This window comes from Xanthomonas boreopolis, from assembly GCF_046529185.1.
Lineage (GTDB): Bacteria > Pseudomonadota > Gammaproteobacteria > Xanthomonadales > Xanthomonadaceae > Pseudomonas_S > Pseudomonas_S boreopolis.
The window spans coordinates 3,338,712-3,360,035 of sequence record NZ_CP097162.1; the positions used below are offsets into that span (position 1 = coordinate 3,338,712).

A 21,324-nucleotide genomic window follows, 5' to 3' on the forward strand; every position below is an offset into this window, starting at 1 on the left:
CGCGGTGCCACGCACGCCGCGCGTGCACCGCGGCGACACTCATGCCACGCGGACGGGCTCGGCCTGCCGCGGTGCCGGCCGGTTTCCCCAGACTTCGGGTCCCGCCTTGCAATAGCGCTCGATGAAGGCCTGCTGCGACGGCAGCTGTGCCACCGCCTGTTCGAGCGGCTGACGGATCGCCTCCAGCAACCGGCGCAGGTCCTGGTCCGGCAGCCCCTGCGCCAGCGGGTGGTGCCGCTCCGGCACGATCCCCTGCCCCAGCAACACGTGAGTCCACGAGTCCACCCGGAACAGCTCGCCCTGCACCTGCCAGGCGTGCGCGCGCTCGCGCCAGGCCTGCAGGCGCTGCGACAGCGAGTCCGGCAGCTCCATCTCGCGGCAGGCCTTCCACATCGGCTCGTCGCGCTCGGTGGCGTGGTAATGCAGGATGATGAAATCGCGCACGTGCTCCATTTCCGCGCGGCTGAGCTCGTTGTAGCGCCGCACCATCGACGGCTGGATCCCATCCGCCGGGAACAGCTCGATCAGGCGCACGATCGCCGACATCGTCAGGTGGATGCTGGTCGATTCCAGCGGCTCGATGAAACCGCTCGCCAGGCCCAGCGACACCACGTTGCGGTTCCACGCCATCAGCCGGCGACCGGTGCGGAACGGCACCAGCCACGGCTCCTTGATCGGAGGCGCGCCCACGTCGCGCAGCAGCTTGGCGCGCGCCTCGTCCTCGCTCATGTGGCGGCTGGAGAACACCAGCCCGGACCCGACCCGGTGCTGCAGCGGGATGTTCCAGCGCCAGCCGGCCTCGTGCGCGATGGCGCGCGTGTACGGCACCGGCGGACCGAGCGACTCGGTCTGCACCGCGACCGCGCGGTCGCTGGGCAGCCATTGGTTCCAGTCCTCGTAGCCGGTCTTGAGCGCCTGCTCGATCAGCAGGCCGCGGAAGCCCGTGCAATCGATGAACAGGTCGCCCTCCAGCACCTGCCCGCTCTCCAGCTCCAGCGCGGCGACGTCGCCGTCCGGATGCTGGCGCACGCTGCGGATCTTGCCCTCGATGCGCTTCAGGCCGTGCGACTCGGCGCGCTTGCGCAGGAAGCGCGCGTACAGCCCCGCGTCCAGGTGGTAGGCGTAGTTGACCGGCGGCTGCGCCGGCATGCCGAAGCGGTCCTCGCGCGAGGCCAGCGTCTCCAGGCAGTAGTCGCCCAGGTCCGAGCGCAGGCCGCGGCGCAGGCTGTCCAGCCAGAAATGGTGGAAGCCGCACACCAGCGTGCCCTGCCCGGTGGTGCCGAACGGGTGGAAGAAACGCTCCCCCGGCCGGCGCCAGTTCTCGAACGAGATCGACAGCTTGAAGGTGCCCGCCACCTCGCGCAGGAACTCCTGCTCGTCGATGCCGATGAACTTGTGGAAATTGCGGATCGGCGGCACCGTCGACTCGCCGACGCCGACCGTGCCGATCTGCTCGGACTCGACCAGCACGATGTCCAGCAGGTCGCGGAACTGGTGCGACAGCGCGGCCCCGGCCAGCCAGCCGGCGGTGCCGCCGCCGGCGATGACGACCTTGCGGATGCGGTTCGGTTGCGGTGTTTCCAAGGCGATCCCCTCCCTCTTCGATGTCGTGGCCGCGGTCAGCGGTTGAGCCTGGCGATCAGCATCGCGCGCAATTGCCGCGACAGCGTCTCGTCGATCGGGCCGAGCACGTGGCGCGCGGCCTCCGGCAGGTGTTCGCCGGCGCGCTGCGCATCGCCGAACACGTAGTAGTCGAACACCTCGCGCCAGGCGCGCTTCTCCTGCTCGGGCCGGTCGCGCAGCGCCCACAACGCGTGGTACAGCGCGCCCATCGGCGGCGGCAGGTACGCCGGCGCGCGCTGCCACCAGTAGTTGACCAGCACGTTGAACGCGTCCAGGCCCTGCACGTGGTGCCACCACAGCGGCGGGATGTAGATCGCGTCGCCCGGTTCCAGCACGGCGCTGCGCGCGTGCGCGAGCGCCTCGCCGAAGCGCGGGAAGCGCGCCAGGTCCGGCCGGTCGAGGTCGACCACGCTCACCGCCTGCCCGCCCGGCGTCGGTTCCAGCGGCCCCGGGTACAGGTTGGCGATCTGCCCGGGCGGGAACAGGGTGAAGCGGCGCCGCCCGACCGCGACGCAGGCGATGTTGTAGAGCGCGTCGTAGTGCGCCGAGGCGGTGGTGCGGTTGCCGATCCAGATGCTCGGCGGCGCGTCCACGCCCTGCGAGGCGAAATCCAGGTCGTTCTCCGCGCGCAGGCCCGGCAGGCGCGTGTCCACCAGCAGCGAGGCGACGTAGTAGGTCGGCGGCCGTTCGTCGCCGGCGTGCGCGGCGATCGCGTCCAGCACCTCGCCCAGCGGGCTGCGCCGCACCTCGACGTTGAGCGCGGTGAAATCCTCGTTGTAGAACGGCCGCCCGGCCACTTCCGGGCCGCCGTGGGAATACGTCACCGGCTGCCCGTTGTAGAAGCGCAGCAGGTAGTCCATCGCCGCGCGCGCCGACTGCCGGCCCTCACGCACCAGCGCCCAGTCGCGCGCCAGCCCGCGCAGCACCACCGGCTGCGCGCCGTCGAACAGCGCCTCCAGCGGCAGCGCGCCGGCGCGGACGTCGTCGCGTTCGGGGAGGCCGGCCGGGACGCCGTGCATGGCGCTCACGCCGCCGCGGCGCCGTCGCGCAGGCGGCGCTGCTTCTCCGCCATCAGCCGGCGCAGGTTGTGTTGCGAGGCCAGCAGCAGCCAGGCGCCTTCCAGCCAGCCGGCGCGGTGCAGGCCGTGCAGGGACTCGGCGTCCAGCGCGGCGAGCCGCTCGCGGTCGATGCCGTACAGGCCGGCCAGGCTGGCGCGGTGCTGCGCGTCGAACTGCAGGCCGATGTCCATCGGCTGGATCAGTTCCAGCGCATCCAGCGCGGCGTACATCGCCTTGCCCATGGCCACCCCGTCGTTGATGCCGCGCAGCACCGTGGCCACGTGCTCCAGGTAGGGGCTGTTGCCGCCCTGCGGCAGGAACACCGCCTCGCCCTCGGTGGCGGACACGCGCGGATGCTCCATGTCCACGTGGATCACCGGTTCGAGGCGGCGCTCGCCCTCGACCTGCTGCTCCTGGAAGCCGATCAGGAACGGCCCGCGCGCGATGAAGCCCGGCAGGTAGCCCGCGTTCCAGCGGCCGTCCTGCAGGAACAGGTTCTCCTTCGCCTCGAAGCCGAGCAGCGCCACCGCCTGCCAGTCGCCGTTGGCCTCCCGGCGCAGGAACAGCGGGTACTCGCGCTGCAGCTCGGCGAATTCGGTCGGGAACGCCGGCACCAGGCCGACCTCGTCGCCGAACTCGCTGCCGAAGCGTGCGGCGACCACGCGCAGGTCCTTGTGCGCGACGTTGTTCAACAGTTCGTGTCTTGCCATTCCGGTTCCAGCCCCTCCGCGGTCTGGCGCATCTTATGCGCAAGACCAGCGGGCGGGAAAAGGGGGGCCGCTGCATGCAGCGGCCCCCGTGTCGCCGTCCCGACGCCGGTCAGAACCGGTAGCGCACGCCGAGCATGAAGCGCGGGCTCTGGTCGATCAGCTTGACCATCTGCTTGTCGTTGCGGGCGTGCCAGCGCACGTCCTCGCCGGTCAGGTTGATCGCCTCGAACCCGAACGACCAATGGTCGTCGAGCGCGTAGCTCACGTTCAGGTCCAGCTGGTCGTAGGCCTCCACGTAGTACGGGTTGCGGCTGGCGCCCTGGTTGGCCAGGATCAGGTACTCGTCGCGCCAGTTCCAGGCCAAGCGCGCCGACCAACCGTACTTCTCGTACATCAGCACCACGTTGGCGGTGTCGCTCAGGCCGGTCAGGGCGAACTGGTCCACGTTCGGGTCGCCGGCGTTGTTGTAGCCCACGTCGCCATCGACGATGGTGTAGTTGGCGTAGATGCCGAAGCCGGTGTCGCCGAAGAAGTACTGCCCGCCCAGCTCCCAGCCGTGCAGCTTGGCCTTGTTCTGGTTGACCGGGCGGTTGACGTTGAACATGTACAGCGGGTCGTCGGCCTCGCCATGCAGGTCGTACTGGTTCTCCATCTGCAGGCTCTGCGCCGAGCTGCCGTTGTAGGCCGCCAGGCCGCCGGTGGCCTCGGCGTTGCGCAGCATCGCCAATGCGGCGAACAGCGAGGTGTCGTTGGCCGAGCACGCCGCCGGGTCGTTGCCGGCCGCGGTGACCTGGCTGATGCACTGCTGGCTCTGCAGGAACGCCAGCGCCTGCTGCGCATCCGGGCCGGAGGTCGGATCGCGCAGGCCGTACAGCGATTCCTGCGTCACCGTGTTGCCGATGAAGTTGTTGACCGTCTTGTTCCAGAAGGTCACCGACACGTAGCTGGCGTCGGCGAAGTACCACTCCAGCGCCAGGTCGAGGTTGTCGGACTCCAGCGGCTTCAGCGCCGGGTTCTGCGCGTTGCCGCTGGCGCGGCTGGACGGGTCGATCAGCACCGAGCCGAACGGCTGCTGCGCGCCGGGACCGGCGTACAGGTTGCCGTACGGCGCGCGCGCGATGCTCTTGCCGAACGAGGCGCGGCCCTTCAGCGTATCGGTCAGGTCGATGCTGAAGTCCAGGTTGGGCAGCACGTAGCTGTAGCTGGACTTCTCGGTGAACGGCTGCTGCTCCTGCGAGAGCAGGACGCGGAAGTCGTTGTTGGACTGCCACTCGATCGCGCTGGGGATGGCGATCATCGAGGTCGAGGTGACGTCGGTCTTCTCGTAGCGCACGCCGATGCGGGTGTTGGTCGGGCGCCCGGCCAGCTCGCCCTGCAGGTCCACCTGCATGTAGGCGGCCCGGGTCTTTTCCTCCACGTAGTTGTCGGCCGCCCGCTGCGGGCTGACGGTGATGTCGTAGCCGTAGTTCTGCGCGGCCCAGCGGGTCAGCGCGCCGGCATCGCCGACCCAGCCGCCGTTGGAGCTGCCCACGCTGTAGTCGTCGAACAGCCCGGCGACGTTGACCGGCCGGAGCAGGCCCATCAGGCCGTTGGCCACGTCCTGGTTGACGTTGGCCACGCTCCAGTCGCCCAGCGTGTACGCCGCCTCGGCCGCCTGGACGCGGTGCGTGCTGGCCTTTGAGCTGTCGATGCCGAACTGGAAGCGGCCGTCGTCGAAGGTGAATTCGCCGTCGATCCGCCCCTGCTTGATCTCGCTGATCTGCGACTGCGAGTTCACGCGCACCAGCTGCGTGCCGATCTCGCCGTCGGTGAAGCCCGGGTTGACCGCGCCGTTGGTGTTGGCGAGCGCGTCGGCCGTGGTCGGGAACCAGGTCTGCGCCATCTGCGGCAAGCCGCCGTTGAACCACATCTCCTGCACCCACGAGCCGCCGCAGTGCGGGCCGGCGGTGCAGTTGTTGGTGCCGGCCACGCTCATGAAGATCGAGCCGCCGCCGGTCAGCGGGTCGTTGGGCAGGCTCTGGGTCTTGGAGTTGTGCGCGTCGAAGCTCAGGCGGAAGTTGTCGGTGGCCTGCCAGTCGGCGTTGAAGCCCAGCGAGCCCAGCTTGTACTTCTGCATGCTGCGCTGCTGTTCCAGGCCGAAGTCCTTGGTCCCGGCGACCTCGCGCAGGTAGGTCGGCGTGGCCACCGCGCTGCTGTCGAAGGTGACGTCGGTGTACTGCTGGTTCTGCAGCCACATGCTCTGCTCGCCACGATTCTCGGTGATCTCGTTGGTCGAGTAGGTGTAGTCCAGGGTCAGCGTCAGGCTGTCCATCGGCGCGAACTGCAGCACCGCCTGGCCGTTGATGCGCTCGCGCTCGAAGTCGGCGAAGGCGTAGCGCAGGTCGTTCGGGCGCGCGTAGAGCTGGCCGATCGCCGGGGCGTTGGTGACGTTCGGGTTGCCCGGCATCGTGCCGGTCCACGGCTGGATGTTCCAGTAGTTCTCGGTGGCCTGCACCGAGCCGCCCTTGCGCTTCTGGTAGCTCGCGCTCAGGCCCACGCCCCAGGTCTTGTCCGCGTTGGCGTAGCTGAAGATGCCGGACACTTCCGGGGTGACGTCGTTGTCGAACGGCTGCGACTCGTCGTAGCCCATCTTCGCGCCGGCGCTGGCCGTGACCTCCCCACCGCGGTGGTTGAACGGCTTGTCGGTCTGGATGTTGATGGTGGCGCCGATGCCGCCGCTGGGCACGTCGGCGCGGCTGGTCTTGTAGACCTCGATGCCGCTGATGGCCTCCGCCGCGAGCTGGGCGAAGTTGAACGCGCGGGTGCCGCCGTCCACGCCGCCGATCGCCACCTGGCCGGCCGCGCCGAACGCGTCCGCGCCCGGGATCGTGCGCCCGTTGAGGGTGACCATGTTGAACTCGGGACCGAAGCCGCGCGCGGTGACCTGCGCGCCCTCGCCGTCGCGGCGCTCGATCGAGATGCCGGTGATGCGCTGCAGCGATTCGGCCAGGTTGGTATCCGGGAACTTGCCGATGTCCTCCGCGCTGATCGCGTCCACCACGCCGGCCGCATCGCGCTTGATGCCCATCGACTGGTTGAGGCTGTTGCGCAGGCCGGTGACCTGCACCGTGTCGAGCGTGGTCGCCTCGCTGGACGTGGCCTGCGGCGCCGGTGCCGGCGCGGCCTCCTGCGCGAAGGCAGGATTGACGATCAGGACGCCGCCCACGAAGGTGAACATCGCCCTGGACTTGAACTTCTTCAACCTACGGCTCATCAGCCTGCCCTCTGCTCGGGAGTGGAATGCCGGACGGCATCGTGCGCGGCGCGGAACACGGCCACCGCCGCGGCCGTCCCTGGTACTCGGTACGGAAACCAACTTCCTCTCATGAGGCTCCCCTATGTCTTTCGATCGATGGATGTACGCCTTCCACCCGGAAGGCCCCCGCGGGCCATGGCCCACGCCCAACCCTGGACACCGGCGCGCCTGGTACGGCGACGCCAGCGGCCCAAACTCCTGCAACGAATCGAATCGGCAAGCGGTCGCGCCCGGACCGACTCCTCCATCGGCGTCCATCGCGCACGCGCGGGACTGATAGCGCTACCACTCGCCGCGCAAACTAATGTCGTGCGCTGTCATTTGTCACCATGCAGTGCAACAAGAGGGCATGCTCGGGCACGCCCGGATGGTTTCCGGGGAAATCCAGCGTCGCATTTGCGCACCGTGTAATCGATTACGGTCCGTCCGGACACCGGTTACCCGATACGTATGGGCGCCCTGTAAACGGATTCACCGGCATATTCGCGCCGCTTAACGCCTTCAGGCCGGCGCGCGGAAAGATTCCGGATTTCTTCGCGCCCCGCGCGCACGGGGGCCCGCTCTTCGCCCCGAATGCGCAAGATCCGCCGCTCGCGCGTCGCGCATCGGCACCCTACCGCCCCATCGCGCGCATCGCCCCGTGCAACCCCGGGCACCGCTCACAATCCCGACGGCCAAGTCTCGGCCACCTCGTGCGCGGCATGCGGCTCGCGCCCGAGCGGCGTCACCGCACCGGTCCGGTCGAACCACGCATAGGCGTCGAACTGCCCGGGCAGGCTGGCCTCGGCATAGTGGCTCTGCAGCTCGGTCTCGGGCAGGTAGATCACGCCGATGAAGCGCTCCGGCCGCATCGGCATCAACGCCTCGCGCAGCGCCTCGTGGCGGCCCGGGCGCAGGTCGAGCAGGAAGCGCGCCACGCCGCTGTCGTGGCACAGCCGCTCCACGCTGCCCGGCCGCGACGGCCGCACCTGCTTGATCTCCAGTTCGCCGTCCCAGTCGCTCGCCGCCGCCACGCTGCCCTCGTGCGTGCCGAAGCCGATCGAGGCCGCCTCGTCGCCGTAGGCCTGCCGGCACAGCTGGCCGATGTTGAGCTCGCCCTGGCGCCGGCCCATCCCCGTGTGCCGCGCATCGCCGATATGCGAGTTGTGCGCCCACACTACCGCCTTGGCCGCCGCCCCCTTGGCGTCGAGCACCTGCCGCAGCGTGTCGAACATGTGCGTGTCGCGCAGGTTCCAGCTCTCGGCGCCGCCGTAGTACATGCTGCGGTAGTAGCGCTCGGCCGCCGCCACCAGGCGCGCGTTCTGTGCCGCATCGAGGTAACGCTCGCCGTCGGCCTGCGCGTACTCCAGCCGGCGCGCCAGCAGCTCGCGGCACTGGCGCACCACCTCGGCCTCGCACTTCGCGTAGCCGGCATCGAGCGCCGCGCGGCCGTACGTGGCCGGCGCGTGCTGCCACGGCGCCAGGCAGCCGTAGCGCTGCCGCGCGGTGGCCGCCGCCTGCGGGTCCACGCGGTCCAGGTAATCGAGCACCGCGCGCATCGACGCGCCCAGGCTGTACAGGTCCAGCCCGTAGAACCCGACCTGCCGCGCCGCATCGCGGCCGCGGTTGTGCTCGCGCATCCACGCCACCAGCGCGGCCACCTCGGCATTGCGCCACATCCAGGTGGGGAAACGTTCGAACGCCGGTGCCGCCCGCGCGTCCGCCGGCAGGTGGCGCACGTAGCGGTTGACCGTGGCCGCGTCCGGCCAGTCGGCCTCCACCGCGACCACGGTGAAGCCGTGCCGCTCCACCAGCCGCCGCGTGATCGCCATGCGCGCCCGGTAGAACTCCGACGTGCCGTGGCTGCATTCGCCCAGCAACACCACGCGGCATCCCGCAAAGCGTTCGAAGGCATCGGCGAATGCCGGCGCCTCGATGTCCGGCAACGGCTCGGCCGCGCGCGCCACCTGCGCGGCGACGTCCATCGTTTCCGGCCCTGGCGCCGACGCGCCCTGCCCGTCCTCGCGCCAGCCCTGCGCGCCCACCAGCGGTACGAACATCACCCCGCCCAGGTCCTGCGCCTCGTAGCGGCCGGGCGCAACGCGCACGATGCGGCGCAGGCGCTGCGGTTCGCCCTCGCCCGCCGCCACCGGGATCACCAACCGCCCGCCGATGGCCAACTGCTCGCGCAAGGCCGGCGGCGGCTCCGGCGCGCCGGCCGCGACCACGATCGCATCGAACGGCGCCCGCGACGGCCAGCCCTCGCTGCCGTCGCCCACATGCACGTGCACGTTGTCCTGGCCTATCGCCCGCAACCGTTCCCCGGCCTGCGCCGCCAGCGCGGCATGCCGCTCCACCGTGTCCACGCGCGCCGCCAGCCGCCCCAGCACCGCCGCCGCATAGCCCGAGCCGGTGCCGACCTCCAGCACCCTGTCGCCCGGCGCGATCGCCGCCGCCTGCGCCATCAGCGCCACGATGTACGGCTGCGAGATCGTCTGCCCCTCGCCGATCGACAACGGGCGGTCCTCGTAGGCGAGCGCCTCCATGCCCGGGTCCACGAAGCGCTCGCGCGGCACCGCGCCCATCGCTTCGAGCACGCGCGCATCGTCGATGTCGCGCGCCGCAAGATGCTCGCGGACCATGCGCGCGCGCAGGTGGGCGTAGTCGCCCCTCATGTCGGTCCTCCCGCGGCCCAGCCCGGAGGCATCGCTCGCATGCGCGGACAACCGCGCATGGCGCCCACGTGTAGCAGCGGCGCGGTAAACGGCCCGTGCATCGCAGCCAAGCCCGCCTCACCCACCGGTCACGCCGTGTTCCCCGACAGGCCCCCCATCGCACCGGCGCTTCTCGTGGGAGGGACTTCAGTCCCGACAACCAGCATCCCTTGCGAGCGCACCTCGACCCAACAACTGGCCACTCTCTTGGGGAAGAGAGAGCTTTGACGGCCCCTTGCAGAAGACAGCTTCACCTTCGACTGGCACACCTTGTGGGCAAGGACTTCAGCCCGACAGCCAACATCCCTGCGAAAGTGCCCTCAACAGCTGGCCACTCTCTACTTGTTGGAGAAAAAAGATCTCTGACGCTCCCTTGCGGAAGGCAGCTTCACTTTCGACAGGCACACCTTGTGGGAGGGGCTTCAGCCCCGACAGCCGGCCAGCAAAGCCCATCGGCGCCAAAATCTTTCCCACGCCAACCCACCTTCCGAAGCGAGCTTTCGCCCACCCACGGCCAGCACAATCGATTCTCGGACAACCGGAACCACCGCCAGGGCGCCAAACACCTCAAGCCCCCGCCAAGCCGCCTCCGGCACGCCCCGGCAACGCATCGCCGGCATCCTTCGATTCGGCGTCCTCGAGATCGCCGACCTCGCGGTCCAGCCCCGCCTTGGGATCCGGCCCCGGCACCGGCCGGCGCGGATCGATGGACGAAGCATCGCCCGCCTTGCCGGCCTCCGGATCGTTGCCGCGTCCGCTGTGCTCCCGCTTGCCCATGTCATGGCTCCGCTGCCTGGCCCGGGTCGAACCTACGGCGCCCACCGTGAAGAACACGCGGCACACGCGCCGCCCGCACGACCTCCATGTACGCCAGCAACACATTCCAAACCCGGCGGCGGTTCCGCCAAGCCAATGCGCTCAATACCAGATGGCCGCCGGCAACCCCACTGCATCCGGCACCACCGGCGTCGGCAACGTGCCCGCACATCCCCGCGAAATCCGCCCCGCGCTCCACAACGCCGCAAGCGCATCGAGCACGTCGTCCGTCGCCGCCTCCCGGCGCGGCACGGCCTGTACCAGCGCCATCACCTGCTCCCGCCCGAACACGGCCGCCAGCAACGCGATCCGCTGTTCCATCCCCGCCGGCGTGCGCTTGGACTCGACCAACCCATGGCCCGGCCCGCCGTTGAGCGCGGCAAAACACACCTCGGGATGGATCTCCCTCACCACCTGCCGCGCCTGCGCATCCGCCTGCAGCAGCTCGTCCCACTGCCGGATCTTGGGCAGGATCGCGAACGATTGCGCGCCAAAGCCGCGCCCATCGATCTCCTTGTGCCGGCGGGAAGCTTCCGCCCGCGACATCGCATCGAGGATGCCCCGCACCGGCGTGGAGAAGATGCTGCACGCGCGCCTACCGCCCACGAACCGGCGCGCCTGGCTATCGGCTTGCCGGCCCTCCCGGTCGGACAGGCCGATCGGGATATCCACCGCAATCACCCGCGCGCCCCGGTGCCGGTCGAGCAACGCATGGGCGCTGCCGTACACATGCCAGGAGAAACCCTCCCCCTCGGGCCAGACTGCAATCCACCCGCTCTTGGCTCCATCCACGCCCACGCAGCCTTCCATTCGTCCCTCTCCTTCTGCGCCCCTGCGGCCGCGGCAATGGCCCGCCCTCGTTCGGCCGGGTCATACCCCACGGCCTGCACCGCCTACCGTGGCGGCGGAACCGATATGCCGGCCTCCGTCTGCACCACCGGCTTGAGGCTGCCGTCCGCGTTGTACTGCAAATACTCGACCGTAACCGCACGCCTGCCGATCGCACCGTTCAGGTCGCCGATGGCGAGCGCGGCGTTGTGCAGGAACAGGTACCAGTTGCCCTTGAACTCGGCGATGCCGGGATGGATGGTGAAGCTGTACTTGCCCGAGCCGGTCAGTTCGCCGCGGTAGGTCCACGGCCCCTGGATCGAGGGCGCGGTGGCGTAGGACACCTTCTCGTCGCGGTGGGTGGCGCGGTCGAGCGAGGCGTAGGTCAGGTAGTACAGCGCCCCGCGCTTGTGCAGCCAGGGCCCCTCCTCGAAGTGCGGTGGCGTGATCTCCGTGATCGGCCCGTCGATCTCGATCATGTTGGGCTTGAGCTTGGCGATGTAGCACTGCCGGTTGCCCCAGGCGATCCAGGTCGTGCCGTCATCGTCGGTGAACACCGTCGGGTCGATATCCTCCCAGCTGTGCGTGCCCTTGGGCGTCATCTCGTTGGTGATGAGCGCCGATCCTTTCGCATCGACGAACGGCCCGGTCGGGCTGTCCGCGACCGCGACCGCGATGGCCTTGCCCGGATGGGTGTCGTCGTGCTCCACCGCGGCATAGAACCAGAACTTGCCGTTCTTCTCGATCGCCTGCGAAGCCCAGGCGTCGGCCTTCGCCCACTTGAAGTCGGTCACCTTCATGATCGGGCCATGGTCGGTCCAGGTCTTCATGTCGTCGGTGGAATAGACCAGCCATTCGCGCATGTTGAACATCTCGTCGCGCTGGGCCTCGTCGTGGCCGACATACAGGTACAGCCGGTCCCCCACCACGAGCGGCGCGGGATCGGCGGTGAACTTGTCGCGGAAGAGCGGGTTTCCCTTGGATATGAAGCTGGGCTTGGCGCCGGACTGGGCAGGATTGGCGGCCGTCGCACCGCTCTGCGCGTTCACCGGTACGGCAGTTACCCATGCAAGTACCCCCATCAACGCGATGCAACCAAGCGCGGGGAGCGGACGGAATACAGGCGGTGATGCAGTTCTCATGCGGCACACCTCATGCGTTGTAATCGCGACGCACGATGGCAGGTCGGGGGCGGCTGTTCAACATCGTCATTTAGAGCGGCTAACAAAACTCGTCATCCCCGCGTAGGCGGGGATCCAGTGCCTTGCCTTCGCCAGATTGAAGTCGCTGGGTCTTCGCCCCCCGGCCATCGGGCATAGCCCGACGGCGTTCAGCGCCACGCGAGCCAGTGGCTCGCAAGCAGTGGCGCTTCACCCCCGCCTGCGCGGGGACGACGGCCGGGGTTCTGTTAGCGGCTCTTAAGAGGAAGGCTCACTGCCTGTCCCCGCATCAGTTCCCGGCAGCCACAAGAATGCAGATCATCGATCCGTAAAACCGGCCTCGCGCTGCGAACGCACCGCAAGCACGAATACCGTATCGACCTGCGCCACATACCGGTACAGCGCGAGATAACCGTATGCACCGCGACCGATCACCAACTCACGCTTGTCGCGGCTAGCCGGCCGCCCGATCAGCGGATTGGTTTCCAGCACGCTGATCGCCTCGATGATCTCACGCAACCGATCCGATATATGCATAGCTTCATGGCGTTGGAGATGATCAAGTATCCGCTCCAGGTCGTCCACGATCTCGGGCGCCAGTTCGATGCGCGACACGTTATTTGGCCAACTTCCTGGCCGCTGGACGTTTGGCCGGCTTCCCCGCCATGCGCTTTTCCAGATAGCCACGCATGTCGTCCCACGCGATGGCCTTCCCGGATGCGACGATGCCGGCGTACCGCTGCTCTGCCACGGCGTCGAAGTCGGCGCGACGCTCGGCCAGGTCGGCCTTCTCGGCAATCGCTTCCAGGATGAAATTGTGCGGCGTGGTACCGCCCCGCTTCGCCGCGGCGGCAACGCGTGCCTTGAGTTCGTCGGGCAGACGGATGGTAGTAGTGCTCATGGAATCCTCTAGGCGCGCTGGGCTCTGCGCGAATGTAGCACTTTTGTACCACACAGGACATAGCTGCGCCGGCAGGATAGCGTGAGATCGATTGGCCGCCGCAGGATCCGGCGCAGACGGCGCCGCACGTACGCCCGAGCGTTGCGATAGCCGGCATGGGAAGGCCGTGCAGGCGACGATACCCAAACGGCAGCGCGCCTGCACAAGCCTGGCCGGCACGACCTCAGTGCAGGAGCTCCCCGTACGACGGTTCGGCACGGGGCGCAGCGTAGACCGCCCGCCCCTCGCTCACGCCGAAGCGCGGGCGATCGCCGTACCAAAGCCGCTGGTCATTCACGTCCTCCAGTATCTCGCGCACCTCGGCCGCCGCCTCGAAGATCGTATCCCCCACCGCGGACAAGGTGTTCTCGGCGAAATCGGCCATGCTGCTGGCCACCACCACGTCGGCATGGGCCGAGATCGCCGAGAGCAGGAGATTGAGCCTGTCGATCTGCTCCAGCTTGAGCCCATAGGTGAAGTCGCGCAGGTCCACTTCCGGCGCGCCGGGCGCATTTGGCGCCTCGGGCGCTTCCTGCACCTCCGACGCTTCCGACACCCCGCCACCGCCTTCCTCTCCTGCATCGTCTTCCTGGGCCGCGGCATCGCGCTCCGCGGCGTCATCGTCCTCTGCCCGCAGTGCCGGCCAGGACACCTCATCCAGTACCAGGTCCACCTGGTCGGCCAGCAGTTCCAGGCAGAACGCCAGCTGGCCCATGCGCACCTCCGGCGCCCACTCCTTCTCCTCGTCCGCGATGCGCGGCTGCGCCAACCGCGACAAGAACTTGATGTGCTCGCTCAGGCTCACCAACCGGTGCCGGCTCTCCTCGGGCAGGAAATAGCCCGGCATGCCCATCTCGAAATCGTCCAACGCGTGCTTCGACATCGTCGCCTCCTCATTCCCTAGAGTGGCCCGCCCGTCGCGAAGGACGGACGGGAAGTCGGGAGGCTAGAAACCGCACACAGACGGCGGGCTTATTCCCCTTTCGGGTCTTGTATTCGCCGCCCTCCCGACGCAGGCATCGCGTCGGTTGCGCCTGCGAAAAAAAAAGCGCGCAGGCACAAAAAACCCACCGGCTTTGTCGGAGGTGGGTACCGCTGTGTGAGGAGTTTCTAGGCTCCGCGGAACGAGAGTGCACTCAAAATTATGGCGAGTCAAGGCACTCAACGATTAATCCTAGATCTACTACTATCCATGGCGCCGACAGTACATCCGCGTATCGTCCGCTCCTTGGTCTCATGCCGCGAGATGGCTTCCAGTAGTTCTGCACCCCAAAAACTAACTTTGCATCAAATCCTGCAGAAACTCCGACTCAGGCCTCACCGCCGAAACATATAGTTGGTCTCGCGCACGGGTGCAGGCCACATATAGCAGCTGACGCTCAGTGTTGTAGATTTCCGTCAGGTCAGCCTCACCAGCAGCAGTTTCGATGCGCGCCTGCAAAGGGATGATTTCATCATCGCAGGCCATCACGGCAACCACGCGAAACTCCATGCCTTTAGCTAAGTGCATGGTAGTCATGCTGACAAAACTTTCTTCGGTTGCCATGTCCTTGCCTAGTATGCGCCCCTGCAAGCCAGCGGCCTTGGTCGCCGCCTGTGCACGGGGCAGCTCCCTTTCGGAGCGAACGAACACGCCGACCTCCTGCGGCTTCACGCCGTTTGCAACACATTGCGCAAGCCATGCGCCGACGGCCAGGCATTCCGCCGTGGAATCGGCAAAGCTACGGATGATCGGCTCCGGTCCGTTAAACACGGAAATCGTCCCCTTGCGGCTTTCGACGTTGCCATCCACATCGGACACCTCCGTGCCGAGCAAGCGGTCAGCCTGGGAACGAATCTGGTGCGAGGTGCGATAGTTGATGTTCAGCGTGCGAGAGCGGCCACGCACTTCCACGCCCAGGGAATTCCAAGAGAACGGGGTCTGGAAGACGCGCTGGCCGAGGTCGCCGGCGAAGAACAGCGCGTTAGCGCGATTACCGGCCATCGCTGCGAAAAAGCGTAATTGCTGCACGCCGATGTCCTGCGCCTCATCCACCACGATGTAATCGAATACCGGATGCTTGCGCTTCGACATCGCCTCCGCCAGCTTGGCGAACATCTCGGCCGCAGTGATCTTACCGGTCTGCTTCAATTGCGCCTTCACCTTGGCGAACACCTGCCAATACAAGGCGCGCTGCGCCTCCGGCAAGCGCGTCTTGCGACCCAGTCGCTTGGCATCGCGGTAAGCCTCCCAGCTTTCCACTTGCCAGGTGTCCACCACATCTTCCCATTCGGATAGCAAAAACGCGGCGTTGGCTTTCATGCCATCGACCTGCGCGGTAGCCGCCTTCAGCAGCGTGAAAATCTCATCACGGCTGGCGAATATCGGCTTGCCGAATTCCGTCGCATACAAGCGGATGCCAAGCGCCTCCATGGCAGCCACGTCGATGCGTTCGCCGAGCTTGGGTGCGTTCCAGATCAACCGATACAGATTGCCGCGCAAGGCATTGGCCAACGTGTCCGAAAACGTGGAAAGCAGAACGCGTGCATCTTCGTCCTGATGCGCCAGATGCACAGCCCGGTGCAAGGCAACCACGGTCTTGCCCGTGCCCGCCGAGCCAGACACACGTGCCGCACCGTTGTAATGGCGCTCGACCAATTGACGCTGCGCCGGATGGAGGAACACCGTCCACTTGTCCCATGGGTATTCCAGGGCGCGGGCCAACTCTTCCATATCGGACATGACGCGGAAGCGGCGTTGCGCGTCCGGGTGCAGGAATGGGTCCGCCCCCTTGCCTGCCACTTCGGGCAACGCCGGCGTGCCGCCAGTCGCCAGTTCGAGCAAGGCTTCGGCCGCCTCACCGGGCAGGTGGTCGACCAGTTCCAGCAGCGAGTCCTCGACGGCAGCCTTCACGTCGGCCAGCCAATCCTGCGGCACGCCATAGGCTAGCAGTTGGGCATCGGAATATTTTGCGAACAGTTTCGGCTTCTGTTGCGTCGCCGGCCTGCTGTCCTCGACATACTTCGGAACGAGGATCTCCTCGACACGCTCGCGAACCTCGACAAGCTGAGCTGCGCCGGTGGTCGGGTGCACTTCCAGCTTGCGCCGCTCGGCCCATTGATAAGCCTTGTCGTGGTGACCGACATAGCAGAGCAGCAGACTGCCCGCGGTCTTGTGGACGATCAGGCGAATGTCGCGGCTGACGCGCACCGACCAGAAGTTCGGGTCTTTGGCTCTGTCGAGCTTGTGGAAGCTCATACCGTTGCCGGCAGGATCCATCTGCAAATCGAAGGCAGTGGTCTTTGCGGCCTTTTGCTCATCGCCGGTCAGGCGGGCCAGGCTGGTGGTAAAGGTGTCGGCGATGCGGAATTCCATCAATCTCCCCGAATGTTTCAAGTGCCAGCCAGTTGCTGAACATTGACCTCCCATTCCTTGCACAGCTTGCGGAACGAGCGGCTGTTGTCATGCGCAAGCTGCAAATCGAACCTGTCGGCAAAGGCGGGCTGGTCGAGTGTTTCCCTGTATGTGCCACCCGCAATGTGGCGACCCATCCACCCTTTCGCATCACGCGGAACCTCCGGGTCAATGCGTTCATTCTGCTCCAACGAGAATCCACGGTAGTCCTGAAGGGAACTTGCTGCCGCCAGAAACCAAGCCTCGAACTCTCGGTTGGCGAAAACCACGGAAACTTTCCGGTGCGGCACGATTTGGCGCGCACGATCAAGGGTATTTCTTCCGATTTCAGCAGGGCAATCGTCATCCGCGTCAAGCACGATGACAATCCACCCGCCATCACCACACTTGGCCGCAGCCAGGAGCAACTGCCTGCGGAACTCCTCCTCTCTGTTGAGAAACCGGTCGCGTTTGACGCGAATTGGCTGAAGAACATTGGGAAAATCCGTCGCAGGCTTCCATTGCGCCAACCTGCGCAGCAGCACTGGAAGTGCGGAAACCTCGCCATCGCCTTCAACAATCGAGGCGATACTGGTCATTGACGCACCTCTTCAAACAAGTCGGACTGCCGCACGTTCTGCTGCGCGATGACTTGCCGATCCGGCTCCAATTGATTCGATCGCAGGAGTTCGCCTGCGGTGAAAAGATGATCTTTCAAAACCGAGCGTGACGCCTCGTCGAGCGGCGCGATCTTGGTATCTCCACCTTCCGAAACCACCGAGAAAATCGCGTCGGTGTCGATGTCAGAATTATCCAGAAGATCGGGACTGTGACTGGTGACCAACACCTGTACATCACGCGAAGCCAGCACGAGGACTTCGCGCAAGGTTGCGCTAGCTGCTGGGTGCAATGCGGTTTCCGGCTCTTCGATGCCAATCAAAGTCGGCGAATAGTCAATATTGTTTTGCAGCAAAGCCGTCAAAACGCCCAATGCTCGCAGCGTGCCATCGGACATGTTCTGGGCGAAGAAACGCCAGGGATATTTGGCGCCCGCAACATCTTGACGGAATTCTAGTGTTTCCATCGGGCCAACCGCCTTGCGCTCCATGCCATGCACCATTGGCGCGACCTTCTGCAGGTACTCCTGGATCAGCTTGACCTGATCCGGTGCGATCTTCTCCAGATGACCGATGACGCTGGCGATGTTTTCTCCGACTGGCTTCAACAGCCTGCCATCCTGTGGTTTCTGCAACTCGCGCATCAGCTTTGGATTGAGGTTGTAAAAGCCCATCGCGGTCAGCGCATCGAAGATTGGACGAAACGTCGGCGAGCCGGACACAGCCACCATAGCCAGTCGATCCGAAACTACGGCAGGGAACGTTTGCTCGCTACTGCCTTTCAATACACCTTTTTCAACATGGAAGAACGGACCCTTTCCTTTTTCGCCAAGCACGCATTTTTCCGATAGCACCTCGAAGGCACCACTTGGCGTCGCGCCGACATTGAACGCATACCAGCCTTGTCGGCCATCCTTGAGATTGAATTCGATGCGAATGGCGAAATTGGTGGGATGGCCGCTGGAGCGGCGACGCACCTCGCTCAATCCGCCACGTTCGCGAATCGCATTCTCCAGCGAACTGTTCAATGAGTCCCGCACAAAATGCAGCGCATCAAGAAAGTTGCTCTTGCCGGCGCCGTTCTGGCCCACCAGATAGGTCAATGGCTTCAAGGAAACATCGCAATAGCCGATGCTCTTGAAGTTCTTCAGCACGACACGCCGGATGAAAGTGGAGTCTTGCACGTGATCGATTCCGAAAGTGGCGGCAGTTCCAACTGCCGTATGTTATGACACCCTGAAAACCTTCATCACCTCGTCCCCGAGGTGATTGATGACCTTCACCGCAAACCGCCCGGTGCTGGGCATGGGGAACGGGCGCGAGGTATCGCTGTTGAGCGTTGCCCAGGCGTCGGGGTCGATTTCGGCCTTCAGTGTAGTCTTCAGCGCCTTGTACGGGTCGTTCGCGCCGAGGAAGTAGGCATGGCGGACGAAGAAGGATTCCTCGTTGTAGTCGGTGTCCAGGAACCAGCAGGCGATGCCGTCTGCGCCGTCACTGCGGACTTCACCGGTGCTGGGGTGGAACACGTCCACGCCGTTGATGCGCACCACCAGTTGCCCGTCGGCGGGCACCTCGATGACGTCGCGCTTGCCGTCGTATTTGCGGATGCTGCGGCCTTGGGTGTCCAACACGTCCACATCCGGCTCGCCGAAGATGACGAACAGGTTGCCCTTGCCGGTGTTCTTCAGGTCTTCGGCCATGTGCAGGTCGGCGTTCATGCGCGCCTTGAGCACGTGTATGCGCCCCAGCTTGCTGAACTCACTGGCCGGTGCATCGTAGTTGAAGGCGCAGGCGATCAGCACGTCGAAGTTGGCATCGCCGGCTTCACGGGCGGCATCGACCAGGTCGGCGCGGGTGACAGTACCGAACTCGGGGCCGACCAGGATGCCCGCGCGCCTGACCTGCCCGTTTTCCAGATAGCGGCCTTCTGCGCAGATCAAGTCACCGGGCCACGGCTCCAGTGAGGTGAATTCGATCTTGTCGGCCTTGTTTGCTTGCTGCACGCCAGCGGTGCGCAAGTTGGCCAGGATCAGGCTGGCGAAGTCCTGGCCGTATTCGGCCTGGGTTTCGGCCACGTGGTCGATCAGCTCGTCTTCTTCGTCCACACCCAGCACGCGGTGCGGGCTGAGCGATTCAACGGTGAAGGGGCCGGCCACGCGCATCTTCTTCTTGTCCTCGTAGGGTTTGTCATAGAGGTACTCGAACTTGGCCTTGGCGGCGATGGAGGCGTCGATTTCCTTTTGCCGGGCAATGCGGAGCTCCCAGAAACGCGCGTGCAGCGACTGCGCCGCCTGCGGCCAGTCGGGCGGGCATTCGCGCGGCACTTCCCACTCCTGAACCTCGTTCGGCACTGGCGCGGTGTATTTCTGCCGTTTGCGGTGGTCGCCCAGCCAAGTCTTGGGCAGTTGCGCGGTCAACTGCGCCCGCAGCGGTTGCAGTTCGGCCTCAAACCTGTCCCAGATGACTTCGATTTCGGCGTTGCTGGCGATGGTTTCCAACATAATGTGCGGTACGCGTTCGTAGACGAAACCTTGCCGAATGTCGCCGTAAGTGGTCTGGCTGGACGGCGCGCTGCGGGTGATCTCGGCTTCCTTCAACTGGCCTTCACGGGAATCGACCAGCAGGTAGTACGGATAACGCGCGCCCATGATCCGGGCACGGGCCAGAGCGAGCGATACACGCGAGGTGTCAATCGTGATCCAGCGGCGGCCCCATTGCTCGGCGACATAGGCGGTGGTGCCAGAGCCACAAGTGGGGTCGAGAACAAGATCGCCTGGATCAGTTGCCATCAATAGACAACGCTCGATTACTTTGGTGTTTGTTTGGACTACATAGACCTTGTCGTCAGTAAAGCTCCCAGAGCCAGTGTCAGTCCAAACGTTTCCGTGAACGCCGACCGCAAAGTCCGTATGAAGCCGGACATACTGAATGGAGTTTTCAGCCACATGGATGCGACCTGCCTTTGCAAGGCGATCCATGCCGGTTGGATACGAGGCTTTCCAATGCGAGTTCTTGCTCCACGAATCGTAGGTCTTGCCGCGAAACGTGAAGGGCTGAGGTTCTTTCGCCCGGCCCTGCGAAATGATGTTGTCTGGTTTGTATGGCAGCGCATTTTTCGGAACAGTGGCTTCGCCACGCTTCTCTGCCGCAGATACACCGCGATAGGTAAAGTCTTCAAACAAAAGCCACCTGGCGTTGCCTTCACCAAGCTCGAATGCTTTCGGGAACATCGGTGGGCGTGCCTTACCCCTCGACTTGTCCTTTGCGAACCAGAGAACGTAGTCCGCAATATTACCGATGTAGTTGGTCTTGAAGCCGGTTGTGGTCTGAACCGAGATCTGGCTAATGAAGTTCGTCGCGCCAAAAACCTCCTCCATCACCGCCCGCACGCGATGCACATTCTCATCCCCAATCTGCACAAAGATCGACCCGGATTCCGTCAACAAATCCCGCGCCACCATCAACCGGTCGCGCAGATAGGTCAGGTAGGAATGAATGCCGTCGCGCCAGGTATCGCGGAAGGCCTTGACCTGCTCCGGCTCGCGGGTGATGTGGTCGGCGTTGCCATCCTTCACGTCACGGCTGGTGGTTGACCACTGGAAGTTGCTGTTGAATTTGATGCCATACGGCGGATCGAAATAGATGCACTGCACCTTGCCGCGCAGCCCCTCGCGCTCGGCAAGACTCGCCATCACCTGCAGGGAATCGCCCAGGATGAAGCGGTTCTGCCAGTGGCCTTCATGCTGGTAGAACTCGGTGCGGTCCGCGCCCTCGGGCAGGCCGTTGAAGTCGCCAAACAGGTCCAACGTATCCTGCTGCGGCGCGGCGGCTTCGCGGCGGGCTTCGGTCTGGCGGCGCAGGTCGTCGATCAGCGCCTTGGGCTTGACCTTTTCCTGGATGTAGAGCGGCGGCGCATTAACCACCAGATCGCTCCAATCCTGCTGGTCCTTGCCGCGCCAGATCAGTTGCGGATCCAGGTCGCGGTTGAGCCGTTGCTGGAACTCCGGGAACGCCTTGCCGGCGTCGTGCAGGGCGCACAGCTCTTCCAGCCATTGCCGGTTGGCGCGCGGGTAGGCCACTTTCACTGGCGCCTGCTCATGCTGCTGCATCACCGACTGGTGTTCCACTGTCGGGATGTTCTTGCGTTTGGCTTCGGTATGCGTGATTTGCTCGATGCTCTTGCCGGGCTTCTGGGTTTTCTTGGTTGCCAT

The 21,324-nt window shown here is 65.5% G+C and carries 15 protein-coding genes; all 15 read right to left on the reverse strand.

Annotated features, from left to right (window positions below; all coding sequences use genetic code 11):
• Positions 1-39 precede the first annotated feature (39 nt).
• Entirely contained in the window at positions 40-1,584 is a 1,545-nt protein-coding gene (locus M3M27_RS14990) for a tryptophan halogenase family protein (RefSeq protein WP_434026144.1), read from the reverse strand.
• Between the two features lie 35 nt (positions 1,585-1,619).
• The gene (locus M3M27_RS14995; protein ID WP_434028026.1) at positions 1,620-2,642 is read right to left on the reverse strand and encodes a cupin-like domain-containing protein; all 1,023 of its coding nucleotides are present in this window, start codon (positions 2,640-2,642) and stop codon (positions 1,620-1,622) included.
• A gap of 5 nt (positions 2,643-2,647) precedes the next feature.
• Positions 2,648-3,391, reverse strand: coding sequence for a SapC family protein (locus tag M3M27_RS15000; RefSeq protein WP_434026145.1), 744 nt, complete (start codon positions 3,389-3,391; stop codon positions 2,648-2,650).
• 109 nt (positions 3,392-3,500) lie between these two features.
• Positions 3,501-6,644: a TonB-dependent receptor gene (locus M3M27_RS15005; protein ID WP_140723132.1), complete on the reverse strand. Its 3,144-nt coding sequence runs from the start codon at positions 6,642-6,644 to the stop codon at positions 3,501-3,503.
• 701 nt (positions 6,645-7,345) lie between these two features.
• On the reverse strand, positions 7,346-9,340 hold the full coding sequence (locus M3M27_RS15010; RefSeq protein WP_434026146.1) for a protein-L-isoaspartate(D-aspartate) O-methyltransferase: 1,995 nt from the start codon (positions 9,338-9,340) through the stop codon (positions 7,346-7,348).
• A 606-nt stretch (positions 9,341-9,946) separates the two neighbouring features.
• Complete coding sequence (locus M3M27_RS15015; protein WP_434026147.1) at positions 9,947-10,156, reverse strand: hypothetical protein; 210 nt, start codon at positions 10,154-10,156, stop codon at positions 9,947-9,949.
• A 141-nt stretch (positions 10,157-10,297) separates the two neighbouring features.
• Complete coding sequence (locus M3M27_RS15020) at positions 10,298-11,005, reverse strand: DUF429 domain-containing protein (RefSeq protein ID WP_434026148.1); 708 nt, start codon at positions 11,003-11,005, stop codon at positions 10,298-10,300.
• 83 nt (positions 11,006-11,088) lie between these two features.
• Positions 11,089-12,105, reverse strand: coding sequence for a glycoside hydrolase family 43 protein (locus tag M3M27_RS15025; protein WP_434026150.1), 1,017 nt, complete (start codon positions 12,103-12,105; stop codon positions 11,089-11,091).
• A gap of 396 nt (positions 12,106-12,501) precedes the next feature.
• On the reverse strand, positions 12,502-12,798 hold the full coding sequence (locus tag M3M27_RS15030) for a type II toxin-antitoxin system RelE/ParE family toxin (protein WP_434026152.1): 297 nt from the start codon (positions 12,796-12,798) through the stop codon (positions 12,502-12,504).
• A 1-nt stretch (position 12,799) separates the two neighbouring features.
• The gene (locus tag M3M27_RS15035; RefSeq protein ID WP_434026153.1) at positions 12,800-13,084 is read right to left on the reverse strand and encodes a CopG family transcriptional regulator; all 285 of its coding nucleotides are present in this window, start codon (positions 13,082-13,084) and stop codon (positions 12,800-12,802) included.
• A 223-nt stretch (positions 13,085-13,307) separates the two neighbouring features.
• On the reverse strand, positions 13,308-14,006 hold the full coding sequence (locus M3M27_RS15040; RefSeq protein WP_434026154.1) for an XAC0095 family protein: 699 nt from the start codon (positions 14,004-14,006) through the stop codon (positions 13,308-13,310).
• Positions 14,007-14,399: 393 nt separating this feature from the next.
• A complete protein-coding gene (locus M3M27_RS15045; protein ID WP_434026155.1) occupies positions 14,400-16,478 on the reverse strand; it encodes a 3'-5' exonuclease in 2,079 nt (692 codons plus the stop codon).
• Between the two features lie 17 nt (positions 16,479-16,495).
• On the reverse strand, positions 16,496-17,095 hold the full coding sequence (locus tag M3M27_RS15050) for a DUF4276 family protein (RefSeq protein WP_434026156.1): 600 nt from the start codon (positions 17,093-17,095) through the stop codon (positions 16,496-16,498).
• Entirely contained in the window at positions 17,092-18,297 is a 1,206-nt protein-coding gene (locus tag M3M27_RS15055; protein ID WP_434026157.1) for an AAA family ATPase, read from the reverse strand. Before M3M27_RS15055 ends, M3M27_RS15050 begins: the two co-directional genes overlap by 4 nt.
• A gap of 42 nt (positions 18,298-18,339) precedes the next feature.
• Positions 18,340-21,324: a DNA methyltransferase gene (locus M3M27_RS15060; RefSeq protein WP_434026158.1), complete on the reverse strand. Its 2,985-nt coding sequence runs from the start codon at positions 21,322-21,324 to the stop codon at positions 18,340-18,342.

What these genes read in the sequence shown, in the direction of transcription:
- M3M27_RS14995 (WP_434028026.1), bottom strand. Translation starts at nt 2,642, where the DNA reads ATGCACGGCGTCCCGGCCGGCCTCCCCGAACGCGACGACGTCCGCGCC.
- M3M27_RS15000 (WP_434026145.1), bottom strand. Translation starts at nt 3,391, where the DNA reads ATGGCAAGACACGAACTGTTGAACAACGTCGCGCACAAGGACCTGCGC.
- M3M27_RS15005 (WP_140723132.1), bottom strand. Translation starts at nt 6,644, where the DNA reads ATGAGCCGTAGGTTGAAGAAGTTCAAGTCCAGGGCGATGTTCACCTTC.
- M3M27_RS15010 (WP_434026146.1), bottom strand. Translation starts at nt 9,340, where the DNA reads ATGAGGGGCGACTACGCCCACCTGCGCGCGCGCATGGTCCGCGAGCAT.
- M3M27_RS15015 (WP_434026147.1), bottom strand. Translation starts at nt 10,156, where the DNA reads ATGGGCAAGCGGGAGCACAGCGGACGCGGCAACGATCCGGAGGCCGGC.
- M3M27_RS15020 (WP_434026148.1), bottom strand. Translation starts at nt 11,005, where the DNA reads ATGGAAGGCTGCGTGGGCGTGGATGGAGCCAAGAGCGGGTGGATTGCA.
- M3M27_RS15025 (WP_434026150.1), bottom strand. Translation starts at nt 12,105, where the DNA reads ATGGGGGTACTTGCATGGGTAACTGCCGTACCGGTGAACGCGCAGAGC.
- M3M27_RS15035 (WP_434026153.1), bottom strand. Translation starts at nt 13,084, where the DNA reads ATGAGCACTACTACCATCCGTCTGCCCGACGAACTCAAGGCACGCGTT.
- M3M27_RS15040 (WP_434026154.1), bottom strand. Translation starts at nt 14,006, where the DNA reads ATGTCGAAGCACGCGTTGGACGATTTCGAGATGGGCATGCCGGGCTAT.
- M3M27_RS15045 (WP_434026155.1), bottom strand. Translation starts at nt 16,478, where the DNA reads ATGGAATTCCGCATCGCCGACACCTTTACCACCAGCCTGGCCCGCCTG.
- M3M27_RS15050 (WP_434026156.1), bottom strand. Translation starts at nt 17,095, where the DNA reads ATGACCAGTATCGCCTCGATTGTTGAAGGCGATGGCGAGGTTTCCGCA.
- M3M27_RS15060 (WP_434026158.1), bottom strand. Translation starts at nt 21,324, where the DNA reads ATGGCAACCAAGAAAACCCAGAAGCCCGGCAAGAGCATCGAGCAAATC.